Origin of the sequence: Vibrio sp. SBT000027, assembly GCF_963894355.1 — a bacterium.
Classification (GTDB): domain Bacteria; phylum Pseudomonadota; class Gammaproteobacteria; order Enterobacterales; family Vibrionaceae; genus Vibrio; species Vibrio splendidus.
This window is the reverse complement of record NZ_CAWQGD010000004.1, coordinates 1,445,938-1,470,600: the sequence shown is the minus strand read 5'-3', so window position 1 is coordinate 1,470,600 and position 24,663 is coordinate 1,445,938. Positions and strand designations below refer to the sequence as shown.

General features: G+C 44.0%; 24 protein-coding genes. 15 read left to right on the top strand and 9 right to left on the bottom strand.

Going from position 1 to position 24,663, the window contains the following annotated elements:
• Nucleotides 1-20: 20 nt before the first annotated feature.
• From AACU28_RS16185 to fdhD, 3 genes are all read right to left on the bottom strand, one after another.
• Nucleotides 21-335 carry a hypothetical protein gene (locus AACU28_RS16185; RefSeq protein WP_004733741.1) on the bottom strand — a complete coding sequence of 105 codons (315 nt, stop codon included), beginning with the start codon at nt 333-335 and terminating at the stop codon, nt 21-23.
• A 1-nt stretch (nt 336) separates the two neighbouring features.
• On the bottom strand, nt 337-1,278 hold the full coding sequence (locus AACU28_RS16180) for an MBL fold metallo-hydrolase (RefSeq protein ID WP_108195274.1): 942 nt from the start codon (nt 1,276-1,278) through the stop codon (nt 337-339).
• A 333-nt stretch (nt 1,279-1,611) separates the two neighbouring features.
• The gene (gene fdhD, locus AACU28_RS16175; RefSeq protein WP_004733738.1) at nt 1,612-2,436 is read right to left on the bottom strand and encodes a formate dehydrogenase accessory sulfurtransferase FdhD; all 825 of its coding nucleotides are present in this window, start codon (nt 2,434-2,436) and stop codon (nt 1,612-1,614) included.
• A gap of 370 nt (nt 2,437-2,806) precedes the next feature.
• Here fdhD and AACU28_RS16170 point away from each other — a divergent pair, with 370 nt between their 5' ends.
• From AACU28_RS16170 to cobB, 11 genes are all read left to right on the top strand, one after another.
• Nucleotides 2,807-3,271, top strand: coding sequence for a DUF3305 domain-containing protein (locus tag AACU28_RS16170; protein ID WP_004733736.1), 465 nt, complete (start codon nt 2,807-2,809; stop codon nt 3,269-3,271).
• Entirely contained in the window at nt 3,261-3,932 is a 672-nt protein-coding gene (locus AACU28_RS16165; RefSeq protein WP_121603225.1) for a DUF3306 domain-containing protein, read from the top strand. Before AACU28_RS16170 ends, AACU28_RS16165 begins: the two co-directional genes overlap by 11 nt.
• 299 nt (nt 3,933-4,231) lie before the next feature.
• Nucleotides 4,232-5,893 (top strand): 4Fe-4S dicluster domain-containing protein, encoded by a 1,662-nt coding sequence (locus tag AACU28_RS16160; RefSeq protein WP_017087794.1) that lies wholly within the window; start codon nt 4,232-4,234, stop codon nt 5,891-5,893.
• 9 nt (nt 5,894-5,902) lie between these two features.
• Complete coding sequence (locus AACU28_RS16155; RefSeq protein WP_004733730.1) at nt 5,903-6,571, top strand: TorD/DmsD family molecular chaperone; 669 nt, start codon at nt 5,903-5,905, stop codon at nt 6,569-6,571.
• A 76-nt stretch (nt 6,572-6,647) separates the two neighbouring features.
• Nucleotides 6,648-6,848, top strand: a complete 201-nt coding sequence (locus AACU28_RS16150) for a twin-arginine translocation signal domain-containing protein (protein ID WP_004733728.1) — start codon at nt 6,648-6,650, stop codon at nt 6,846-6,848.
• 10 nt (nt 6,849-6,858) lie between these two features.
• Nucleotides 6,859-9,714, top strand: coding sequence for a formate dehydrogenase subunit alpha (locus tag AACU28_RS16145; RefSeq protein ID WP_121603224.1), 2,856 nt, complete (start codon nt 6,859-6,861; stop codon nt 9,712-9,714).
• Nucleotides 9,715-9,725: 11 nt separating this feature from the next.
• The gene (fdh3B, locus tag AACU28_RS16140) at nt 9,726-10,334 is read left to right on the top strand and encodes a formate dehydrogenase FDH3 subunit beta (RefSeq protein ID WP_004733723.1); all 609 of its coding nucleotides are present in this window, start codon (nt 9,726-9,728) and stop codon (nt 10,332-10,334) included.
• A gap of 13 nt (nt 10,335-10,347) precedes the next feature.
• A complete protein-coding gene (locus tag AACU28_RS16135; RefSeq protein ID WP_121603223.1) occupies nt 10,348-11,421 on the top strand; it encodes a formate dehydrogenase subunit gamma in 1,074 nt (357 codons plus the stop codon).
• Nucleotides 11,405-11,821, top strand: a complete 417-nt coding sequence (locus AACU28_RS16130) for a hypothetical protein (RefSeq protein WP_017077240.1) — start codon at nt 11,405-11,407, stop codon at nt 11,819-11,821. The genes AACU28_RS16135 and AACU28_RS16130 overlap by 17 nt, the downstream gene beginning before the upstream one ends.
• Before the next feature lie 453 nt (nt 11,822-12,274).
• Nucleotides 12,275-13,495 carry an ammonium transporter gene (locus tag AACU28_RS16125; protein WP_102456342.1) on the top strand — a complete coding sequence of 407 codons (1,221 nt, stop codon included), beginning with the start codon at nt 12,275-12,277 and terminating at the stop codon, nt 13,493-13,495.
• 203 nt (nt 13,496-13,698) lie between these two features.
• On the top strand, nt 13,699-14,433 hold the full coding sequence (gene cobB, locus AACU28_RS16120; RefSeq protein WP_102534245.1) for a Sir2 family NAD+-dependent deacetylase: 735 nt from the start codon (nt 13,699-13,701) through the stop codon (nt 14,431-14,433).
• Between the two features lie 126 nt (nt 14,434-14,559).
• Here cobB and AACU28_RS16115 read toward each other — a convergent pair whose 3' ends face one another.
• The 6 genes from AACU28_RS16115 to potA form a co-directional block, all read right to left on the bottom strand.
• Nucleotides 14,560-15,348 carry a GGDEF domain-containing protein gene (locus AACU28_RS16115; RefSeq protein ID WP_121603222.1) on the bottom strand — a complete coding sequence of 263 codons (789 nt, stop codon included), beginning with the start codon at nt 15,346-15,348 and terminating at the stop codon, nt 14,560-14,562.
• A 90-nt stretch (nt 15,349-15,438) separates the two neighbouring features.
• Nucleotides 15,439-16,476: an extracellular solute-binding protein gene (locus tag AACU28_RS16110; RefSeq protein WP_004733709.1), complete on the bottom strand. Its 1,038-nt coding sequence runs from the start codon at nt 16,474-16,476 to the stop codon at nt 15,439-15,441.
• Nucleotides 16,477-16,703: 227 nt separating this feature from the next.
• Nucleotides 16,704-17,738: an extracellular solute-binding protein gene (locus AACU28_RS16105; protein ID WP_017080468.1), complete on the bottom strand. Its 1,035-nt coding sequence runs from the start codon at nt 17,736-17,738 to the stop codon at nt 16,704-16,706.
• 148 nt (nt 17,739-17,886) lie between these two features.
• Nucleotides 17,887-18,657, bottom strand: coding sequence for a spermidine/putrescine ABC transporter permease PotC (potC, locus tag AACU28_RS16100; RefSeq protein ID WP_102534244.1), 771 nt, complete (start codon nt 18,655-18,657; stop codon nt 17,887-17,889).
• The gene (gene potB / locus AACU28_RS16095) at nt 18,657-19,514 is read right to left on the bottom strand and encodes a spermidine/putrescine ABC transporter permease PotB (protein ID WP_004733704.1); all 858 of its coding nucleotides are present in this window, start codon (nt 19,512-19,514) and stop codon (nt 18,657-18,659) included. Before potB ends, potC begins: the two co-directional genes overlap by 1 nt.
• Nucleotides 19,498-20,613: a spermidine/putrescine ABC transporter ATP-binding protein PotA gene (potA, locus tag AACU28_RS16090; protein WP_017077234.1), complete on the bottom strand. Its 1,116-nt coding sequence runs from the start codon at nt 20,611-20,613 to the stop codon at nt 19,498-19,500. The genes potB and potA overlap by 17 nt, the downstream gene beginning before the upstream one ends.
• Nucleotides 20,614-20,942: 329 nt before the next feature.
• On the opposite strand from potA, the gene AACU28_RS16085 reads away from it, so the two are divergent.
• From AACU28_RS16085 to ttcA, 4 genes are all read left to right on the top strand, one after another.
• Nucleotides 20,943-21,800 (top strand): hypothetical protein, encoded by an 858-nt coding sequence (locus tag AACU28_RS16085; protein WP_102571466.1) that lies wholly within the window; start codon nt 20,943-20,945, stop codon nt 21,798-21,800.
• Nucleotides 21,793-22,641: a glucosaminidase domain-containing protein gene (locus AACU28_RS16080; protein ID WP_121603221.1), complete on the top strand. Its 849-nt coding sequence runs from the start codon at nt 21,793-21,795 to the stop codon at nt 22,639-22,641. Before AACU28_RS16085 ends, AACU28_RS16080 begins: the two co-directional genes overlap by 8 nt.
• A 123-nt stretch (nt 22,642-22,764) precedes the next feature.
• Nucleotides 22,765-23,415 (top strand): DUF2987 domain-containing protein, encoded by a 651-nt coding sequence (locus tag AACU28_RS16075; RefSeq protein WP_102490818.1) that lies wholly within the window; start codon nt 22,765-22,767, stop codon nt 23,413-23,415.
• Nucleotides 23,416-23,764: 349 nt separating this feature from the next.
• On the top strand, nt 23,765-24,658 hold the full coding sequence (ttcA, locus tag AACU28_RS16070; protein WP_004733695.1) for a tRNA 2-thiocytidine(32) synthetase TtcA: 894 nt from the start codon (nt 23,765-23,767) through the stop codon (nt 24,656-24,658).
• Nucleotides 24,659-24,663 lie beyond the last annotated feature (5 nt).

The window sequence follows — 24,663 nt, the reverse complement described above, 5'->3', positions numbered from 1 at the left end:
AGCATTAGTTTTATGCGTTTCTACTGGCCACATACTCCACCTGTCACCTTGCTATTCGCCGTTAGGATGCGCTCTTTACTTGGCGAGATACCTTCAGCCGTTAAGCCACATTTCCCGTCACGAGCACGCACTAAACGGTCTTGAGGATTGCTGGTCAGTTCCGCTTTTTCGAAGCGTTTTTCTGTACCACATTTACCCGCAGCACATTTACCACCGTGTCCTGAAGATTGTTTAGCTTCAACAGGGGCTTCGGCAGGTGCATCAGCAAACGCCATTGCAGAGTTAAGGCTAATCACAGACGTGATCGCGATTGAAAGGGCGATTTTGTTGTTCATATTATTTCTCCTTTACAGCAGACATAGGGAAGCTCGCTAAATCACGACCAGACATGATTGGTCCATCGTAGTATTCGCGTACAATTTTGATTGATTCAGATTTGCGCTTAAGGCCTAGACCCATCCAGTGGTTAAGTACCAACATTTTTGGATTGATCTCTTTCGCAATTTCACCAATGACAGAAGGCTTAGCGTGCATGAATGTAGAGACACCATCGGCTTGTTCATGAATCGCCATTGGCATCATCATGATGTCGGCGCCACGAGCGAAGTCTAAGAACGCAGGGTTGCTACCGTTTTGGTCAGCTGAAATCACCATCACGCCTTCTTCACTTTCAATTCGGTAAGCGAGACAAGGCACATCACCATGAGGAATACCCAGAGCAGTGATCTTCAACCCATCTTTTTCATAAACAACGGTTGGCACTGTGGATTGATAGTCAACATCGGTAAGATTGACTGGGAATAGACCATCGGTTCCGTCGTATAAGCCGGCAAGGTAAGCGTATGCGCCATGGTCAGGGTCAAAATTCGCTGCGAAGTAACCGTTGAGGCTAGGGAACGCTGAACCTGCGGCTGGACCTGAAATCTCCAACGCCTTTTCACGCTCAAAGAAGTAGCCACCTTTAAGAAGAGCGGGCATGTCATTTACGTGATCGGTATGGAAGTGAGTGATACCCATGAAATCTAGATCTTCAAGTTTTGCACCCGCTTGACCGAAACGTAGGTAAACACCGCCACCGGCATCAATCATGATTCGTGACCTGCCTTTCCACCATACGATTTCACCTGATGATGCACGTAGGTCATCCGAGATAGGGCCACCTGAACCCAGTATTTGTAATGTAAAGTCTGTATCGACTGGCTTAAGTTCAATTGCGTGACAGTTGGCGCCCAAGGTCAATCCAAGAGCTATTGCTAAAGCTTTTAAAGGCTGTTTCATATTGTTATCCAATTCTTTTTTCTTATGTGTTTTCTTCGAAGTGAGCATTCAAAGAAGTGAAGCTTTTACCAAGCAGCACAATAAGTGCGTGCTTCGTTCTGTTCACGGAGCACAAGATAAAGAATTGTTAACGTTCGGTATATCTAGTAATTTTGAAAATAACGTTCAATAAAACAAAACGAAAAGATCGAACTCGTTTTTAAAAGGGAAATGTACTTGAGAAATAGAGGGGAGATTAGGAGTTTGGAACGAAAAGAAAGGTGGAATTGAGGTGCAAGCTTACACTTGCACCTTTCTTCTAATAGATAACCAATGTCTAAAACGAATTATCGTTTACTGATCACCTTTTACATCGAATTCAATCTTCTCTGCGCCAGTGAACACTTGGAATCGCAGGCCTTTAGCGCGAGCAATGGTCGTGATACCAAATTGCTGAGCCAAGTCTAAGCCCATTTGCGTTACGCCAGAGCGTGATAGCAGAACAGGAATACCCATCTGCGCTACTTTGATGACCATTTCCGAGGTAAGGCGACCTGTGGTGTAGAAAATCTTGTCTGTGCCGTCTTCTTTGTTAAGCCACATCTCACCGGCCAAAGTATCAACCGCGTTATGTCGGCCAACATCTTCAACAAACGATAGAACCTTGTCGTCTTTGCAAACAGCGCAACCATGTACAGCGCCAGCTTTCTTGTACGTGTCGTTGTAATGAGTCAGTGCTTCTAAAGCCGTGTAAATTTCAGATTGCTTAATTTTGGTCTGAGGCACTTGGTAATCTTCCAACTGCTTCATCACGTTACCAAACATGGTGCCCTGACCACAGCCAGAGGTCACCGTCTTCTTCTTAAGCGCTTGCTCAAGTTGGCTCGTATCTTCTTTGGTGATAACCGCTGCAGAGCTGGTTTCCCAATCGATGATGATAGATTCAACCGCTTCAGGGTCAGAAAGGAAACTTTGATTCTTCAAATAACCCAAGACTAAAGATTCAGGGCGCGAGCCAAGCGTCATCAGGGTTACGATCTCTTTCCAGTTCAACATAACGGTAAGAGGGCGTTCACAAGCGATCTGTTTGGTTAGCTTCTCACCATATTCATCAAACACTTCAACTTCGATTGTCTGAAGTGGGTTTTCACTAGTTTTTATTATGTTTGGTTTTACCACAGTCACGTCCTACTTAATGAGATAGCGATTTTAAGAGATAAGAAGTTAACAAGAGGGTCTAACGCCGTTCTTGTTCATCGATTCTTTAACTCATGCTTAAAGCAAATCTTATTCCAAAATAACGGGTATTCAGGAAAACATGAAGCATTCGATTAAAATAGCGCAAAATATGAGAGTTCACCGAGTGGAGTTGTCTGAAATAACCAGTATCAACTAACGTTATAGTGACAACTTGATAACGAACGCTATAGATACGCTCTCGCAGTTAATCCGTATTGGCGTGTTTATTGCTTTATGGGGTGTATATGATTGCGCACAGTACAAAATGTCCTAAGTGCATTCAGACCAAAGAAAATCAATTGGGTGAAGTATGTCTGAGATAAAAGAATTCAAAGAACAATATGAAAAAACAGAAGCAGCTTGGCCAATCGGTGTCCAAAGAATAGAAAAAGAGATCAAAACAGGTATCTGGGTAACTACTCAATGGGAATTGACGGGGTTTGAACTGTCGCCAGAAGACGATGCCCAAGACGTTTGTTTACTCCAATTACATAAAGATGAGCGTACAGACTATCGTTTCAACCTAAGCTCTCAGCAGCCTAAGCTTTTCTTAGTGATGGATAATGTCGATTCTGGTGTTAAGCCCGTCATTCAGTTACTTACAGCATCACAAACCGTTGCAGGGCAATACATGGACGGTGACAACCAAGTCCTTTCATACGACATTCCTTTACCCGTACAGGCTTGGATGGAAGCATTCATCGGCCGTCATGGTGAGTTGCTAGAAGCAAGACGTAAGAAACGTAAAGGTGCGGGTCGATCAAATGGCAACTAACTTCTTTAGCCGTTGGTCTCAACGAAAGCTTGATGAATCCACTGACGAACCTTTGGAAGTAGAGCAAACACTGGAAGCACCAGAACTCACTTCCTCTGATTCTTCTTCTGAGGTTTCGCTTGAAATGGAAGCAGCAGCGCCTCAGTCTTTAGAGAGTGATGCTTTAGAAACCAATGAAGAAGTTCATGCTTCTGACGTTCAAGATCCCGCACCAGAAGCCACTGAAGACTTGTCTGTTGCTCAATTATTGGTATCAGAAGCTTCAGAAAGCGTAAAAAAAGCCGCATTGCGTAAATTATTTCTATCCGAAGAGTTTAACGTTCGTGATGGTTTAGATGATTACGACGACGATTACAGTAATTTGAAGTCTCTTTCTGAAGGGGTTGCGGAAACCTTGCGAGATTGGGTTAAAGACAAAACGGAAGAAGAAACCACACCAGAAGAAGAGCAAGTCATTGATAATAAGACTGAAGGTGAAGTTTTAGAACATTCTGAAAGCGATCTTGAGGTATCTGATAATGAATTTGAAACGTCAGAAAGTGCCGAAATAACCGAACACGAAAAAGAACTGTATAAAAACACAGTATCAGATGATAACGCTACAATGTCAGACGAAGCTGACCTGAAAGAGATGGGACAAAATATACCACACAAAGAATAGGTACATTTTGACTAAATACTCAATGAACCGCTTGCGACAAAATGTCCCAAGCGGTTTTTTTATACGCACAATAAACGCTATAAAGAATTAAATTATTGATATATAAGGCTTATTAAATTGGCATGGCATTTGCTAAATAACGTTTATTATCAACTTTTTTGTAGATAGACGAATTCATAGTCTGACGAGCGGGACACTGGCTAAAGGGTTAGTTGTTAACGGATTACTCAGCAAGTTCTCTATCGCTTACTACAATGAAGGTTGAACAGATTATCCATGTCCAAAGATGGAACTGAGCAATGCTTAAACAATTATTAGAACAAGCAACTTCAAATAACGCTAAAGCAAGACTGTATGCATTTGAAAATACAGTTGAGTTAACAAATCTGATTCCACCTACTGTTAGCTACGAAAGCGGCGGTAATACTCTTGTTATTGGTCCAACTGCGATCATTGAAAGTGCTGCGGCTCAATTACCTCAATTGACGAGCTTAACCTTATTGTCGACAGACGGCGAAAAGGGCAAAAACCCAGAACTGTACTTCGCGAATTCGGTTCAAGTATCCGGTTTCCTTGGCACGTTTGAAGTTGTGATTGAGAGTAAAGGCACATCAAGCAACTTGGCGAAAATCGCGATTAATCACGATTGTTTCGATGTTGTTCTAGACCTATGTCTGAATAGCTGCATGACAGAAGAAGTGCCTGTACCGGGTTATTACCCAGTAGGCCGTGGCTATCCAAAACTGGCCGAAGCACTGGAAGAGATTCCAACGCTAATGGGCACATTTGATAAGCCTAAGTTCTTCCGTTTAGACACTGACCTTTGTGCGCACAGTTCGCGTGGCGTAAAAGGCTGTGAACGTTGTGTTGATGCTTGTCCTGCTGGCGCACTATCAAGTGAAGGCTCAGACAAAACAGGTCACAAGATCGAGATTAACCCTTATCTATGTCAAGGCGTCGGAACTTGTGCAACAAGCTGTCCTACAGAAGCGATTACCTATGCGCTTCCAAACCCTGACGATACTCAAAAGTTCATTGAACGTACGCTAGCCAACTATGAACATGCGGGCGGTCTGGATCCAATCGTACTTATCTGTAGCTCTCGTCATGAGACTTACAATGTAATGGCGCTAAAAGCACTGCCAGATAACGTGATTCCAATCGTGGTTGAAGAACTGCCTTCTATTGGTATTGATACTTGGTTTGCAGCACTAGTGAATGGGGCAACTCAGGTTCTGTTTGCGGCTTCTCGTTTTATGCCAGAGACGATCATTCGTGTTCTGAATAACGAAGTAGGGATTGCTCAAGAGCTACTAGACCAAATCGGTGTTCCAAAAGAAACCATCGATATCCTGTATTTAGAGTCTCTACGTGAAGGTCCTCCGACATTATGTGTGGATTCGTTCGATCTTGCACTTGGCGATCTTCAAGGCAATAAGCGTCAACGTTTATTCACAGCACTTGATGCGATGTCTTCATCTCGTATTCCGGTTGAAAACATTGTTGAGCTACCTTCGAATGCGCCATACGGCACGGTTTCGTGTGAAAGCAAAGATTGTACTTTGTGTATGAGTTGTGTGGCTGTGTGTCCAACACGTGCTCTGCATACCGACGGCGCGTCTCCATCACTTAAGTTTGTTGAACAAGATTGTATTCAATGTGGTCTGTGTGAAAAGGCCTGTCCTGAGAATGTTCTCACTCTGACACCTCGTATGAATTGGGTGAAAGAAGAACGTCAACAAGCGGTTGTGATTCATGAAGAGAAAGCGGCGGAATGTTTACGTTGCCATAAGCCATTCGCTCCACAGTCTATGATTGACATGTTACAGAACAAGTTACGCGGTCACTCTCATTTTTCAGATGAAACTGCGATTAATCGTATTGCGATGTGTGAAGACTGTCGTGTAGTGGACATGTTCGACTCAATGGCTCAAGACCCATTGAATCAATTGAAATACTAGGAGTTGGCATTGGATACTAATTTGGATCAGGCACAAGAGCCTGAGCTCGCAAAAGAATTAAAGCAAGAACAGACACTAAGAACTGAAATCTATTTGGTTCTTTCTGCATTGTTTCGTAGCGCACCTTCTGAAGAGGTGATTGATTTCCTAAAAACGCTCGATATTGAAGCGTCTGAAAGCGCAATGCAAAAAGCTTGGATTGCGATTCAACAAGCAGCAACGGAATCAAATCGCGAAGCATTAGAAGACGAATATCAAGACCTGTTCATTGGCATTGGCCGTGGAGAGATTGTTCCATTTGGTTCTTGGCATAGAACTGGCGCCATGATGGAAAAACCATTGGCAGAGATTCGTCATGACTTAGAGCTTTTAGGCATTGAGCGTGATGATCAAGTGAAAGAGCCAGAAGATCATATTGCGGCATTGTGTGAAGTAATGGCCATGCTAACCGGTGAAGAAGAAGCACTTCAACAAGCCGTTTTCAATAAGCACCTTGGTCCTTGGTTCAACTCTTTTACGCGTCAGCTTGAAAGTGCAGAAAGTGCGAACTTCTACAAATCAGCAGCTCAGCTGTGTGAAGCATTCCTAACGTTAGAGCAAGTGCGTTTTAGCGTTAATACAAAAAGCAGTAAACATAAATTAAAGATTGATGTGAAAAACGTCACTGATTACGAGTAATCGAGCAGTACGCGATTATATCGATAGAGGGGCATTAAGCCTCCAAAAAGATCTACCGCAAGGTAAGGAAGCAATGATGAAAGATAATAAAGAAATAAACACAAGCCGTAGGGACTTACTCAAAGGCTTAACAACTGCAGCCGTAGCGGGTGCCGTTGTCGCTGGAACAACGAAGGTGGCAACTGCTTCAGAAACGGTTGAAATGCCGAAAGAAGACATGAAGAAGACGGGCTATCGTGAAACGCAACACATTCGCGATTACTACGACACGCTTTAGGAGATAACGGATGAAACTTGTCAAACGCTCCGATAGTGTGAGCAAAGAAACCAATCAACTGGGTGTGTCTCGACGTGCCTTCATGAAAAACTCCTCTCTAGCGGCTGGTGGTGCGGTAGTAGGCGCTGGTCTATTCGCTCCGGGTATGATGAAAAAGGCGCAAGCTAAGTCAGTCGACCCTGAAGCGAAAACAGAAGTGAAACGCACTATCTGTTCTCACTGTTCTGTGGGTTGTGGTATTTACGCTGAAGTTCAAAACGGTGTTTGGACGGGTCAAGAGCCTGCATTCGATCACCCATTCAACGCTGGTGGACACTGTGCGAAAGGCGCAGCTCTGCGTGAGCACGGCCACGGTGAGCGTCGCCTTAAGTACCCAATGAAATTGGAAGGCGGTAAGTGGAAGAAGCTTTCTTGGGAACAAGCGATTGAAGAGATCGGTAATAAAGCGCTAGAACTTCGTAAAGAGTCTGGTCCTGATTCCGTTTACTTTCTAGGTAGTGCGAAACACAGTAACGAGCAAGCTTACGCATTCCGTAAGATGGCGTCGCTTTGGGGCACCAATAACGTTGACCACCAAGCGCGTATTTGTCACTCAACCACAGTAGCCGGTGTTGCAAACACTTGGGGTTACGGCGCGATGACAAACTCGTTCAATGACATGCACAACTGTAAGTCGATGCTGTTCATTGGTTCGAACCCTGCAGAAGCTCACCCGGTTGCGATGCAACACATCCTAATCGCGAAAGAGAAGAACAACTGTAAGATCGTTGTTGCGGATCCTCGTCGTACGCGTACTGCTGCGAAATCTGATCACTATGTTTCTCTACGCCCGGGGTCAGATGTTGCGTTTATCTGGGGTCTATTATGGCATGTCTTTGCTAACAAGTGGGAAGACCAAGAATTCATCCGCCAACGTGTATTCGGCATGGACGAGATCCGTGAAGAAGTTGCGAAGTGGAACCCAGCAGAAGTTGAGCGTGTAACAGGCGTTAGCGAAGAAGACGTTTACCACACAGCAAAACTGCTTTCAGAAAACCGTCCGGGTTGTATCGTTTGGTGTATGGGTGGTACTCAACATACTACGGGTAACAACAACACACGTGCTTACTGTGTACTTGAGCTTGTGCTCGGTAACATCGGTAAATCAGGTGGCGGTGCAAACATTTTCCGTGGTCACGATAACGTACAAGGCGCAACTGACCTTGGCGTACTATCAGACACGCTACCGGGTTACTACGGCTTGTCTGAAGGTTCGTGGCGCCATTGGTCTAAAGTTTGGGATATCGACTTTGACTGGGTTAAAGGACGATTTGACGACAACGCATACGGTGGTCAAAAACCAATGAACAGTGCAGGTATTCCTGTTTCTCGTTGGGTTGATGGCGTGCTTGAAGACAAAGACAAGATTCGTCAACGCGAAAACATCCGCGCCATGTTCTACTGGGGTCACGCAGTGAACTCTCAGACTCGTGGTCCAGAGATGAAGAAGGCGATGCAGAAGCTGGATATGATGGTTATCGTTGACCCATACCCAACAGTCGCGGCAGTAATGAACGATCGCACCGACGGCGTTTACTTGCTTCCAGCAACCACTCAATTTGAAACCTACGGCAGTGTAACGGCATCAAACCGTTCTCTACAGTGGCGTGACAAGGTGGTTGATCCTCTGTTCGAATCTAAGCCTGACCACGAAATCATGTACCTTCTTTCTAAGAAGCTTGGTTTCTCTGATCAACTGTTCAAAAACATCCGTGTTGAGAACAACCAACCATTGATTGAAGACATCACTCGTGAATTCAACAAGGGTATGTGGACGATCGGCTACACAGGTCAAAGTCCAGAGCGTTTGAAAGAACACCAACAAAACTGGCACACGTTCCACAAAACAACGCTTGCTGCAGAAGGTGGCCCAGCGAATGGCGAGACTTACGGTCTGCCTTGGCCATGTTGGGGCAACCCAGAGATGAAACACCCAGGTACGCATATCCTTTATGATACGTCTAAACCGGTTGCTGAGGGCGGCGGTAACTTCCGTACTCGTTTCGGTGTGGAATTTGAAGGTCAAAGCCTATTGGCTGAAGACAGCTACTCAAAAGGCAGCGAAATCAAAGATGGTTACCCAGAGTTCAGTGACAAACTGCTGAAACAACTGGGTTGGTGGGACGATCTAACAGCAGAAGAGAAAGCTTCTGCTGAAGGTAAAAACTGGAAAACCGACGTTTCTGGTGGCATCCAACGTGTTGCTATCAAGCATGGTTGTATTCCGTTTGGTAATGCGAAAGCGCGTGCGATTGTTTGGACATTCCCAGACCGCGTACCACTGCACCGTGAACCACTTTACACACCACGTCGTGATCTAGTCGCTGACTACCCAACGTGGGATGACAAGGAAGCAATCTTCCGTGTTCCTACGCTGTACAAATCCATTCAAGACCAAGATAAGTCTGGTGAATACCCGATTATTCTTACGTCTGGTCGTCTGGTTGAGTACGAGGGTGGTGGTGAAGAAACACGTTCTAATCCTTGGCTAGCAGAACTACAACAAGAGATGTTTGTTGAAGTGAACCCGAAAGACGCAAACGACATTGGCTTCAAAGATGGCGATGATGTTTGGGTTGAAGGTGCTGAGAAAGGCCGCATCAAGGTGAAAGCGATGGTCACTCGTCGTGTGAAACCGGGTTTAGCGTTCTTGCCGTTCCACTTCGGTGGTAAGTTTGAAGGCGAAGATTTGCGTTCTAAATACCCTGAAGGCACTGATCCTTACGTTATTGGCGAAGCAGCCAATACAGCAACCACATATGGTTACGACCCTGTCACGTTGATGCAGGAAACGAAAGTAACCCTTTGTAATATTCGTAAAGCGTAAGGAGTCTTAAAATGGCTAGAATGAAATTTCTTTGTGACACCAAACGTTGTATCGAATGTAACGGTTGTGTCACTGCATGTAAGAATGAAAATGATGATGCTCTGGAATGGGGTATTCAACGTCGCCGCGTTGTCACACTGAACGACGGTGAACCGGGTGAAAACTCTATCTCAGTAGCATGTATGCACTGTACTGATGCGCCATGTATGGCAGTTTGTCCTGCAGACTGTTTTGAACATACAGAAGACGGCATCGTACTTCACAATAAAGATCTATGTATCGGTTGTGGTTACTGCTTGTTTGCTTGTCCGTTTGGCGCACCTCAATTCCCTAAACAGGAAGCCTTTGGTGAGCGCGGTAAAATGGACAAATGTACCTTCTGTGCTGGCGGCCCAGAAACAGAGCCAGGTTCTGTGGAAGAGCGTCAGAAATACGGTGCGAACCGTATTGCTGAAGGCAAGCTACCAATGTGTGCTTCTTTGTGTTCAACCAAAGCACTGCTAGCGGGTGATGCAGAGAAAGTCTCTGATGTATTCCGCCAGCGTGTTGTTGAGCGTGGTGCGAAGGGTGCAGGCTGGACAGACGGCAATGACCTTTCTTACGATGCGATGAAGAGCTAGTTAGGAGAGACATATGCTTACAATGTTTAAGCGTCTCTTCCTTGTTGTGCTGCCAATGTTGGCAGCATTAACAATGCTGTCTCCTATGAGCCATGCATCAGAGACTAACGCTTCACAAACTCAATCGAGTAGTGCAGAAAGAGAAATCACACAACTTGCTGGCGCTGATTTTTGGCGACAAGTAAGAAACGGTGAAGAAGGTTACACCACATCTCAATCGGCTGAGCACGGTGTGTTGATCAGTACTCCAGGTCAAACGTGGTACATATTGAAAGAGAAGTGGATGTCACCAGCCGGTGCTGTCGCTATTTTTGGCAGTATTGCTTTCGTTACCTTAATGTACGTTGTGATTGGCCCACTAATGCTGAGTGCGCCAAGAACGGGTCGTAAGATCAAACGTTGGTCGCGACTGGATCGTGCATTGCACTGGAGCATGGCGTTTACCTTCTTAACACTGGCGTTCAGTGGTTTAATGTTGGTTTACGGTAAACACTTCTTGAAACCTTATATCCCAACCGATTTATGGGGCTTCATCGTTCTACTGGCCAAGCAATACCACAACTACATCGGCCCGATTTTCTATGTGCTGTTGATGGCTGTTCTTATCAAGTGGTGGCGTAAGTCGATCTTCAAAATGGTCGATATCCAGTGGTTCATCAAACTAGGCGGCATGGTAGGGAAACACAAAGGTTCTCATCCATCTGCAGAGTTTTCGAACGCGGGTGAAAAAGCGCTATTTTGGCTGCTTATCGTTATGGGCAGTGTCGCAGCGATCAGTGGCTTGGTGTTAGATTTCCCAATCTTTGGCCAAACACGACGTGATATGGAGCTTTCAAACCTAGTCCACATGTTGGCTGCTCTGATCCTTATCTGTGGCTTTGTGTTCCACATCTACATCGGCTTGTTCGGTATGGAAGGTGCACTTGAGGGTATGGTAACAGGCGAAGTTGATGAAACTTGGGCTAAAGAGCACCATGACCTTTGGTACAAAGAAGTGATGGAACAAGAGAAAAGCGGCACAGAACAAAGCGCAAACGTAGCAATAGAGAAAACCGAAGAGGTGAATAAGAATGAACAAACCTCATAAAGGTATTTGGGTCGCTTACATCCTAAGCTGCTTTACACCATTTACTTGTCTTCTCTCTGGTGTGGTCGCGATTATCTACGCAGGCTATCGTTTAGATAAAGGTGAAGACGGCGAAGTAGTGGATACGCATTATTACGGCTTGATTCGCTCTTTCTTCTTGAACCTGACGTTCTTTGTTGTGCTTATCGTCACGGTAGCGACCTCTAATGGCGTGTTGATCGGTGTTAACGATTACTGGTATCAAAACCATATTATCGATGACATCGCTTACTACATCCCATACGTAGGCATGTTGTTTGGTGGTGTGGCGATTGTGGTTTGGTTTATTCGTATGTATCAAGGCATGCAGCGCTTAAGTCAAAACCTACCGCAAAGCCCGACAACAGGACCAAACCTGTAGTGAGTATCAGACGAACTAGATAACAAATTATCTAGATCGATTTACTCAAAACAACCATCGTATAGAAAGCCCAGTGATTCGAGTCGCTGGGCTTTTTTTGTCCACCTAGAACAAGTGTCTAGTCAACTTAGAAGAAGGTTTTTAGTGAATTCTTCAAAATATTTGGGGTAGTTCTAAAACAGAACCAAGCCTGATATTGACCGCGCCAATATGGTGCAACTCCCTTAATTGGTGCAATTAATTTTAAACATCCCTCCATCTCAAATATCCAAAAAAGTGCAGTGGTGATTTTAATTCTTTAAAATCATAAGTTTAAAACAAAAACTTGTTGCACGAAAATTACGTGAGCGTGTTGGAACGCATCTTGCGTTTACTGTTGAGTCTTTAATTAATTACGACATCAATTCGCACGGTTCTAGTGCAATTGAGACAAAGCTAAGGGAGAGAGCTTTAATGAGTCAAACGGTTACCCAAGTTCATAGCGCAGTAGAGAGCTTGACGCAGAGTTCAGACACTCTATTTCTATTATTAGGCGCCATAATGGTCTTCTTAATGCACGCAGGCTTTGCATTTTTGGAAGTCGGTACAGTAAGAAAGAAAAACCAAGTGAACGCGCTGGTTAAGATCCTCTCGGATTTCGGCGTTTCTGCCATTGCCTATTTCTTTATCGGTTACTGGGTGGCTTACGGTGCGCATTTCTTTGCAGATGCAGAAACCTTATCGCAAGGTAATGGTTACGAGCTGGTGAAGTTTTTCTTCTTGATGACGTTTGCTGCGGCGATTCCAGCGATCGTTTCTGGTGGTATCGCTGAGCGTGCACGTTTCTATCCAATACTCATCGCAACACTGTTCACCGTAGGCTTTGTTTACCCATTTTTTGAAGGGATCATCTGGAATGGTAATTTTGGTTTCCAAGATTGGCTTGAAGCTCAATTCGGTTATGGATTCCATGACTTCGCAGGCTCTGTAGTAGTTCACGGCGTTGGCGGTTGGATTGCTTTGGTCGCGGTTTACTTCTTAGGTATGCGTAAAGGTCGTATTCGTGCAGGTAAACACACTAACTTCGCACCATCTAACATCCCATTCTTAGCACTAGGTTCTTGGATCCTATGTGTGGGTTGGTTTGGCTTCAACGTGATGTCAGCTCAAGCGATCAATGGCATCAGTGGCCTAGTAGCCATGAACTCGCTTATGGCGATGGTCGGCGGCATTCTAGCGGCTTTAGTCGCAGGTAAAAATGACCCAGGCTTCATCCACAATGGTCCTTTGGCTGGTCTCGTAGCGATTTGTGCAGGTTCAGACTTAATGCACCCACTTGGCGCTCTCGTTACAGGTGGTGTAGCGGGCGCATTGTTCGTTTACCTGTTTACTTACATGCAGAACAAAACACAGATTGATGATGTGCTGGGTGTATGGCCATTGCACGGTGTGTGTGGCGCTTGGGGTGGTATTGCAGCTGGCATCTTCGGCCAGCAAGCACTCTGGGGGCTAGGTGGCGTGAGCTTTGGTGCTCAGGTTGTCGGTACTTTGGCGGGTATCACTGTGGCTTTGGTTGGCGCACTCATTGTTTATGGTGTGTTGAGCAAACTAACAGGCCTACGTTTAAGTGAAGAAGACGAGTTCAACGGAGCAGACCTTGCTATCCACAAGATCTCATCCATCAACGAAGACTGATCACGGTTCAATAGATAAACACTTAGCGGCTTCGGTCGCTTTTTTTGTGTCTGGTCATTCTTAATCCGCCGATATCGAGCGAGTTATGTCACAAATAACCAATGAATTCAGTTGGCTAAGACTATGGTCTAATCCCTAAAACTATTGTTGGAATTTGAACAGTGCTAAGCTGTTACAAAGTGACATATTGAAAAGGACGTTATATGCATTTCCCATATCGAAATATCGTAATTCTTACTGGCGCCGGCATCTCTGCGGAGTCGGGGATTCAAACATTCCGAGCACAAGACGGATTATGGGAAAACCATAAAATCGAAGATGTCGCGACACCAGAGGGTTTTGCAAAAGATCCAGATTTGGTGCAAGAGTTCTACAATAAACGTCGTCATGGCTTACAAGGTGAGAGCATTCAACCAAATTCCGCCCACAAGGCGCTAGGTGAGCTCGAAGACAAACTTGATGGCAAAGTAACAATCATCACTCAGAACATCGACAACCTGCACGAGAGAGGCGGTAGCAACAATATTATTCACATGCATGGTGAACTTCTTAAGGCACGTTGCAGCGAATCAAACCAAGTTCTAGAGCACAAAGACGATATCCATACCGGTGAATTGTGCCATTGTTGCCAGATACCAGCTCAAATGCGTCCTCATATTGTTTGGTTTGGCGAAATGCCATTAAGAATGGGTGACATCTATTCAGCGTTAGAAGAAGCGGATCTGTTCATCTCGATCGGCACGTCAGGTGTGGTTTATCCAGCCGCAGGTTTTGTACATGACGCTAGAATGCATGGCGCACATACAATTGAAATCAACCTCGAGCCAAGTGCGGTTGAGAGCGAATTTGAAGAGAAACGCTACGGCAAAGCCAGTATTGAAGTGCCGAAATTAGTGGGTGAGCTCTTGTGTTCAGAGAAGGGCTCTTTAACCGCTTAAACTCGTTATAGCTGGTACAACAGTTACAAAATGTTTATTACGTTTAGCTAAAAAGGCAAATGCGTGTCTGACTGCAACTAAGTCAGATGGGTGTTTGTTTTTTTGTTTCTGCTATTCATATAACACCTAAGACTTGTCAGTTTCAGAACGCTGGGCTTTTTTCATCTCATACATGGCTCTGTCCGACTCAACCAATGCTTGCTTAAAATTATCCCTGCAAGTGACCTCAATACCATATGAAAACGATATCTCCTCCCCTTGGAGTAAGCGACTTACTTGCTTAACAAACTTACCACCACGGCCAAGTTGAGCCGTTACTACAAATTCATCGCCACCAACACGAAATACCATTTCATCTTCAAGTGTCACTTGGTTCAAGGCTTGAGAGAAACGAACAATCATTAAGTCACCCATTTGATGTCCTTTACGGTCATTCACCATTTTTAGACCATCTAAATCGAAGTAGATGAGTTCAAACTCTTCAAGCTTAATCGCATCGAACTTTTTGCGATTATATGAACCCGTAAGTTCATCTAATTTACTTTGATCTTTTAACTTACTAATAAGCTCCGTGAGCCCGTATGCAATGAGTAAAAAAGCGACTTGTAACAAGCCATCATCGAGCAACGTATTCCAAAGTTCATGCTTATCAGACCATTCATCGAAAACTCTAAACTCTGTAGATACATCGTAAATAAGGCTTAGAATAAGTAGGCAAGCACCATAATGAAGCACTTTTTGTGGACTAATCGTGCTACGTGCGATGAAGTAAATATACAAGGCAATAACAAGAGTATTCGTTTCAAAAAACAAATCATAAATGGAATCTACTTGAATAATCGAACTTAAGCCAAGCGCCATAAATGATGCCATTAGCATAAGAGCAGTTAACAATAAAAGAGGGTTTGCTGGCATATCAGTTACGTTTCAATCGTTTATGATTTTTATAATACTTAGATAAAAATAAAGCGGCTTACGCCGCTTTATTAACCTGTCAGTAACAATCTAGTTGTTTACTTTAAGTTTTTGGAAGTACTCGTCATAAATAACGCTCGCTTCGCCAACTTCATCCTGCCAAACGCCGTTATCCATCACTGATTGCGGTGGGAAAACGTTCTTATCTTCAGAAAATTCTTTAGGTAGAAGAGGGTAAGCCGTTTTAACTGGCGTCGGGTAACCGATCTCTAAAGCAATCTTAGCGGCATTTTCAGGGCGAAGAAGGAAGTCGATCATCTTATGTGCCGCTTCAACATTTTTAGCACCTGATGGGATCGCTAGGCTATCCATCCAGAAGATAGCGCCTTTCTCTGGCCAGATGATGTCAATTGTCGCGCCTTCTTGGCGTGCCATGTAAGCAGAGCCATTCCAAAGCATACCAAGAGATACTTCACCTGCTAGGTAAGGGTTAGCTGGGAAATCTGAGTTAAATACCAATACGTTTGGCATCAGCTTACGAAGTTCTTCGTACGCTTCTTTGATTTCTTCAGGGTTCGTCGTGTTTGGAGAGTAACCCAGTTTAGACAGTGCGATATGGAAAACCTCACGAGAGTCATCCATCATCATCAGTTGACCTTCCCACTGTGTATCCCACAGGTCGCCCCAGTTTTTAACTGAAGACTTGTCTAGCATATCTGAGTTGATACCAATACCCGTTGCGCCCCAGATGTATGGGATCGAGTAGTTGTTGTTTGGGTCAAATGGCTTATCTAAGTAATTTGGATCCAAATCTGCAAAGTGGCTTAGCTTAGTTTTATCAAGCTCTTGAAGCATGCCTTCTTTACGCATCTTAGAAACGAAGTAAGTAGAAGGAACCACTAAGTCGTAACCCGTACCTTGAGTTTTTAACTTAGCGTACATGCTTTCGTTAGACTCATAAGTTGAGTAATAGACTTTAATGCCAGTTTCTTCTGTGAAGTCTTCTAGTACTTCATTTGGAATATATTCAGACCAGTTGTAAAAATACAGTTCTTGGTCAGCTGCGAAAGAGGGTGTAGAAAGTAAAGTAGCAGCACACAATGCGCCGGTATACAGTGTTTTTTTCATTACTGTTCCGTTCATTTGTTTGATTTGGAGCTGGGTAGTGAACCCAAAGTAAATGGATTTCTAAAAATCGCGCTAGATTATAGCAGTGATATAACAAAATAGGCAGCCTAAGCTGCCTATTCATTGATATTCTTATTTTTAACGTGTTGATTACCTAACTCGGGTTGTTAAGTAAACCAGTTACTTATCAGCGTCTGTTGACCAGAGCAATGAGATAACGAACTCGCTTACTGACCCGCTTTAAGCTTCATGAAGTAATCTTCGTACTTCACTGTCTTATCGCCAACCGCGGCTTGCCATTCAACACGGTCAAGATCTTCTTGCGACGGGAACAGAGCAGGGCTGTCTTTGAACTTCTCATTAGACGCTTTAACTGCCGTTAGGTAACCGGTGTCACGAGAGATTTGTTCTGCGATTTCTGGGCGAAGTAGGAAGTCGATCATCTTATGAGCTGCTTCTACGTTGATTGCGCCAGAACTGATAGCAAAGTTATCAACCCAACCAATGCCGCCTTCTTTAGGGAAAACCAGTTTAATCGGTAGCCCTTCATTTTGCGCTGCTGCGGCAGAACCGTTCCAAAGCATACCAAGACCAACTTCGCCAGACATGTATGGCGCGCCTGGGTTATCTGAGTTAAACACAAGAACGTTCGGCATCAGCTTACGCAGTTCAGCGTAGGCTTCGTCGATTTCTTTTTCGTTAGTCGTGTTACCTGAGTAACCTAACTTACGCAGTGCGATGTGGAACACTTCACGCGTGTCGTCCATCATCATCAGCTGACCTTCAAGCTCAGGGTTCCATAGGTCAGCCCAGCTTTGAAAATCTTCTGGATCGTACATGTCTGTGTTAACAGCTAGGCCCGTAATAGCAACAACATGTGGAATCGAGTAGTCGTTGTTCGGATCATATGGCTTATCTAGGTAGTTGGTATCTAGATTCGCAAAATTGTTTAGCTTGGTTTTGTCGATCTTTTGAAGCATGCCTTCGTCGCGCATTTTAGACACGAAGTAGGTCGAAGGAACCACAAGGTCGTAACCTTTATTGTGCGTTTTCAATTTTGCGTACAAAGTTTCATTCGATTCGTAAGTCGAGTAAATCACTTTGATGCCAGTTTCATCAGTGAACTGTTCTAAGATCTCACTATTGATGTAAGGTCCCCAGTTCATGAATACCAATTCTTTATTATCTTTTGCAAATGATGGTGCAGATAACATTGAAAGCGCACATGCACTACCAGCTAATAGAGTAGCCCATTTTTTCATTGACGTTAGCTCCAAACTAAACGTTGCCCGAAGGCAGTAGATAGAAAAACAGAATGGCAATTTACCATTCTGTTTATGAATAACACTTTTGTTAAACTTGAAGTATCTTAACTTCTTATCAAGTCAGCCTCAGTAAAGAGTAGGAGACTTACTTGATTTTCTCTCTCGCTAACAACTGGGAAATAATCACCAGTACTAACGACACCACTAACATCACTGTTGCTAGGGCGTTGACCTCTGGAGATATACCGACTTTAACCATCGAGTAAATCTTCAGTGGCAATATTTCATACGTTGGGCCCGTTACGAAAGAGCTGATGATCACATCGTCCAAAGACAGAGTGAAGCTCAATAACCAACCCGCAGCAACAGCTGGCTTAGCAAGAGGCAAGATGATCTGTTTTAGAATCGTCCATTCACTTGCCCCTAAATCTTTTGCAGCTTCTAGCATCTTCACATCAAAGCCATTCAAGCGACTGTAAACCGTAACAACAACGAACGGCAGACAGAAAGTAATGTGCGCCGCAAGTAGGGTAAAGAACCCAAGTTGTACACCCATAACTAAGAATAGCGCAAGAAGCGAAATCGCCATTACGATATCTGGAGACATCATCACGATGAACAACATGCCATTTACTATGCCTTTACCTTTAAATTGGTAACGGAATAAGGCTACTGCTGTCAGGCTGCCAACAATCGTTGCGGCAGTTGCTGAGAACACCGCGACGTTGATCGAGTGCCACGCAGCCTGCATTAGGCTATCGTTGTTAATCAGCGCGTCATACCACTTGGTGGTAAAGCCACCCCATTTCATACCAAACTTATTGGCATTAAAAGAGTTGGTAATTAATACGATAATAGGTAGGTATAGAAAAGCGTATACCAGCGCCATAAAGCTGAACTTAACTGTGCGACCCATTAGTCTAGCTCCACTTTCTTATTCAATAACTTGCCTGCACGGTAGTAGGCATAAAGCATCACGGCCATAGCGGTAGTCAGTGCAATACTGGTTGCGGCGCCAAACGGCCAATCACGGGCATTAAGCACTTGGCTCTTAATGACGTTACCGATCAACAAGTTCTTAGCACCGCCCAACAAGTCTGAAATGTAGAACATTCCAAGCGCAGGGAGCAATACAAGTAAACAACCACCGATAATGCCTGGCATCGTTAGGGGTAAAACAACCTTCAATAGCGTTTGAAGTTTGTTCGCACCTAAGTCTTTAGCCGCTTCTAAATAAGTATCGTCTAGCTTTTCAATCGCTGAGTACAACGGCAAAATCATGAAAGGCAATAGGATATACACTAACCCGATCATTACTGCCGTTTCTGAATACATGATACGAAGTGGCTTATCGATAATGTCTAACGCCAACAAACCTTTGTTCAACACACCTTGAGTTCCCAGAACCACTTTTAACCCGTAAGTACGAATCAAAGAGTTGGTCCAGAATGGCACAATCACTAAGAACAACATGATTGGGCGCCATTTCGTAGGCATTTTTGCCACGATATAGGCAAATGGGTAACCAATAATTAAACAAAGTAGGGTTGCGACAATCGCCATATAGAAAGAGTGCATCAGCACTTTAAAATACAGCGGATCAGCCAAACGCAGGTAGTTATCGAGAGTGAAGGTCATCTCGATCAAGTTCGCTTCATCACGAGTTAGAAAGCTAGTGCCGATGATCATGATGTTTGGAATCATCACGAACAGCACTAACCAACCTGTGATTAAAGCAACAATCGCGTTTTGTAAATTAAACTTCTTGCTCATCTTCTAACACCACTTCCCAGCTCTCAACCCAAGTGACTGCAACTTTTTGGCCCAATGAGTGATCAACATCAGGGTCATCTTCGTTGAAGAACTCGCTAACCATGACACGCATACCTGATTCAAGTTCTACGACTGAATCTAATGTCATGCCTTTGTAGGTTCGCTCGACAATGTGGCCGACAATACCGCTTTGATCCGACTCTTTAATTTCTTCGATACGAAGATCTTCAGGGCGAAGTAGTACTTGCAGTTTTTGGCCCGGTGCTACGTCTTTATCATGATAGATAATTGACTCTTCACCTTCGATTGTCGCAACAATGCGCTTTTCATCTTGACGAGATTTCGCTGTCGCTTCGAATACGTTAATTTCACCAATGAAACGAGCAACAAATAAGTTCTTAGGCTCTTCGTAGATTTCTCTTGGTGTTCCGTCTTGTTCAATCACGCCATCACGCATAACAATAATACGATCAGACATGGACAATGCTTCTTCTTGGTCATGCGTTACAAAAATGAACGTGATACCAAGTTGGCGTTGCAGTTGTTTAAGCTCGATTTGCATCTGTTTACGTAGTTTGTAATCTAGAGCAGAGAGAGACTCATCCAACAAAAGAACTTTAGGCTTATTAACGACAGCACGAGCGATTGCGATACGTTGCTGTTGACCACCGGATAGCTGGTGTGGCTTTCGTTGTGCCATTTGTTCTAGGCGCACCATTTTTAAAGCATCCATGACACGAGGTTCAATCTCGGTGTTTGGCACTTTTTGCATGCGTAAACCAAATGCCACATTGTCGAAAACGGTCATATGTGGGAATAGGGCATAGCTTTGGAATACAGTGTTAACATGCCTTTGTTCAGCAGGAACTTGGGTTACATTCTGTTGAGCTAATAGTATTTCACCACTATCTGCCGTTTCAAACCCTGCAATCATCCTTAGTACCGTGGTTTTACCGCAACCGGACGGGCCTAATATCGTGAGAAACTCACCATGATTTACGTTTAGATCAAGATTGCCGATGACTTCCTTACCATCGAAACTTTTACTAATGCCAGTTAACTGTACGACTGGCTTTCCTACTGATTTTTTAGCGTTCAACGTCTGTTTTTCTCCACCTTGGTTCTATTTGAGACCTGTTGCTATACACCTTTAAGGCGCGCATCATAATCACCAAAAACGTGAATTCAAAGCATTTTTTACCATTCATAGATAAAAAAATTCGCAGGTAAAAGTAAACATCCTTTACCATACTGTTATTTATTGGGTTCACACCCTAACAAGTGTCTAATTATTAACCATTAAGACGCAAAAGCAAGCCTTGTTACAGATTCATATTTTAGTTTGTAGCCGACATATGGGTATAATGAAGGCAATTTTTTATCAATAAGTTAGGTGGCTTCGTTTAGTTGGCGCACCTAGGTACCAATATGAACAACGACATCGAAAAAGATTTTAATTTGGGCGGTAGTATCGACCGTGCACTTTCCGGCGATTATGAGCTCAAAGCAACGGCTGTATTCCAAGAAGCTTGGAAACATACGATAAGTCACTTTCTTTCGTTTTCCCCTGCGATTGTTGCGCTGATGTTCGTGCAATTGGCTATCTTTTATATCGCACTAAAACTGCAGCTTGGTGACCCCGCGATTATCTTAGACGCGGTTATCGACCCAGAGGCATTTACACCACAGGTCGTTGAATCCATTTTTATTGCTAACTTTAGCTACGAAGTAATCAGCGCGCCTATCTATGCTGGCATCTGTTTAATGGCAATGAGCCACGTCGCAGGCTTACAAACCAAAGTGCGTCATATCGGAAAAGGTTTACAGTTCACGGTTCCAGTCATTCTCGTTACTTTGTTCAGCCTCATGCTTCAAGGCATCGCAGGTATGCTTTTGCCATTTTTGTCTATCTACTTCTCACTAGCATTCAGCAATTCAATTCTGCTGATTTGTGATAAGAAAGTACCGCCAATGCAATCGTTGCTGCTTTCTCTAAGAGCGGTAAATAAGAAAATCTTCGTCGTCGCATCTATCTACTTAATGGTTATGCTGATGTTCATTGTGGCAGCAATGATGTACGGCATTGGCTTGATATTCGTTCTTCCGTTTTTCTTTCATGTGAAAGGCATCATCTACCGTGAAATGTTTGGTATCAAACTGAAGGTTATTGCGTCAGATCGACCTAATAGCGATGACGACAACAACAACGGCGACGACAGTAATAACGACGGCAACAACAGTAACGATGGTAACAAAAACAAAAACCCTCAGGTGTTCGATGCGTAATAATGTCAAAGGCAGCGCAAGTAAATCACTTGCGCTAAAGGTAACTGCACTAGCGATTGTGGGGTCTATCTCACTGGTTGGTCCATACATTTACCAAGAAGAAGAGCGCCGACGTTCGGCAGACCAAAGTTCAAATACATCAAGTGAGTTTGGTGATTTGACCGTAGCTTCAGATCGACCAAATTTTGCTGCCATCGAAGATGTGAACGTAAAAAAAGACACATTCTTTTCGTTCCTTCGCCCAAGCATCAATATTGAAAACAAACGTATCACCAAAGAACGCGTGTTTTTAACTAAGCTATCTGAATCTGGTTTGAGCAATATTGACTCTGAAGACGCGTCTTATGCGAAAAGGCTAGGGAAGTTGTACAGCTTACCAGTGCCTAGTGAAGGTTTAGATCAGGCATGGCTGACAGAGATGCTGAGCCGCGTCAACGTACTGCCAGAGGCGCTAGTACTGACACAGGCTGCTAATGAATCGGCTTGGGGGACATCGCGTTTCGCCACCAAAGCCAACAACTATTTCGGACACTGGTGTTACACCAAAGGTTGTGGACTTGTTCCGCTACAACGTAACGAAGGTAACTCGCATGAAGTAGCAACATTCTCTTCAAGCCAAGAATCGGTGCATCGTTACTTCATGAACCTTAACCGCAACCGTGCTTACGCTGATTTAAGAGCCATTCGTGCAAAACTTGCTGCACAAGGTGATGATCTTTTAACTACCGAAACAGCGACAGAGCTCACTAACGGCTTGTTAAAATATTCTGAGCGAGGTTCAGACTATGTGACTGATTTACAAGCTATGATCCGTCACAACAAGGTATACTGGAAAAAGTAACTCATTTTGATACCAACTTGGTTGCCTTCGAAAGTCGGCTTACACCAAGTAACATCACAAAAAGAGCAGCTCATTGGCTGCTCTTTCTATTTATAAACGCTCAACTTCGACAAGATTATAATAATGAAAAAGACAGTACTCGCTCTAATAGCCACTTTAAGCCTTGGCGTTTCTCTTCCTGCTTCGGCGCAAGAATACATGTTCACGTATTCTAAACTCTATACTCAGCTGAAAAACAATACCAAAGAAGGGCACGATGATGTCAAAGTTGCGGTCTTCTTTGTTGACCAACAAGCACAGAAAACCTGCCACATCAGCAAAGCTTGGATGGAGAAAGAAGAGCATTACGAAGAGTTAAAAGTGTCTCCTGCGAATGAGCTGCTTCTACCGGTAGATAAAAACCTACGCTCAGCAAACCCTCTTATCTTTGTACAAACCCAAGAACAAGAATGTGCGTATTCGCTCGTCGTAATGACTCAGGAGCCTTTGGCTGGAACGGTTGAGGTTGCACAGTTAGAAAACCTTTTACCACAGATGCAAGCGATGCTAGAAGACGTCAGCGGCATGTTCTCAAGTTGGTTCACTCCTGATATTCAAGGTTTGACGCTAGAATTTGATAGTAAACTTGAAGGCAATATTGCCCTGTCTAATGGTAAGCAAATCCCAATCAAAGAAGGGCGTGCGAAATTCACGCTGGACGAACTGAACGGAAGTGACAGCATCACGTTACCAGAAGCCACAGTTCGTGTTTTGCCTTACATCCCTGCGCAATAATAACTACCGGCCAGAATCTGTTTGCTCAGTTTAAGATCTTAACGAAACAGCCTGTTCTCCGTTGAACAGGCTGTTTTCGTTTAAAGTCTTAAACCTAAACCTTTAAATCTTAAAATCTTGCCAAATCACATATCTCGACGGCCTTTCATCTTTGATTCTTACCTCTTATTGCGACATATTTCTCTCACCGCTAGAGGGCAGATCGTATGATAAGGCGGAATCTTTCTCCTGCTGGCTTGTTTATCCTGTCGTTGCTGTTCCAACCTGAAATAAAAATCCGTATAATCCACGCCCTAAAACAGTCCCACTAGCAATCTACAGTCGGTAATACGACGGTGTGAGAGTCGCAATGAACCAAAACGAAAATAAAAAAGATACACTTGAATTCAACAAGCTTCAGAAACTTCTAAGAAGAAATGTTGGGAATGCCATCGTCGACTACAACATGATCGAAGAGAATGACGTAGTAATGGCGTGCATTAGTGGCGGTAAAGATTCATTTGCGATGCTAGACATTTTGCTACGTTTGCGTGAAGCAGCACCCATCAAATTTGATGTTGTTGCCGTAAACCTAGACCAAAAACAACCGGGGTTCCCTGAGCATATTCTTCCTGAGTACTTTGAAACTCTGAACATTCCTTACTACATCGTAGATAAAGATACGTACTCAGTGGTAAAAGAAAAAGTGCCAGAAGGTAAGACAACTTGTGGCCTTTGTTCACGTCTGCGTCGTGGTACGTTGTACTCGTTTGCAGAGAAGATTGGCGCAACGAAGATTGCTCTAGGTCACCACCTAGACGACATTGTTGAGACTATGTTCCTGAACATGTTCCACGGTGCTCGCCTTAAGGCTATGCCACCTAAGCTTCGCTCTGACGATGGTCGTAACGTTGTCATCCGTCCTCTGACTTACTGTCGCGAAACGGACCTAATCAAATACGCAGAGCACAAAGAGTTTCCGATCATTCCATGTAACCTGTGTGGTTCTCAAGAAAATCTGCAACGTCAAAACATCAAAGCGATGCTAATTGATTGGGATAAACAGACTCCAGGCCGTGTTGAGAAGGTCTTCAAGTCAATTCAGAACGTGAGCCCAAGCCAATTGGCTGACCGTGAGTTGTTTGATTTCATTAACCTTCCACTGGATCGTAGCGAAGATCGCAAAGCATACGAATTCGAAGAAGCTGAAATCTCGTCTTCAAACATAGATGAGTCAATGTTCATCGACGTAACTAACGTATAACGCGA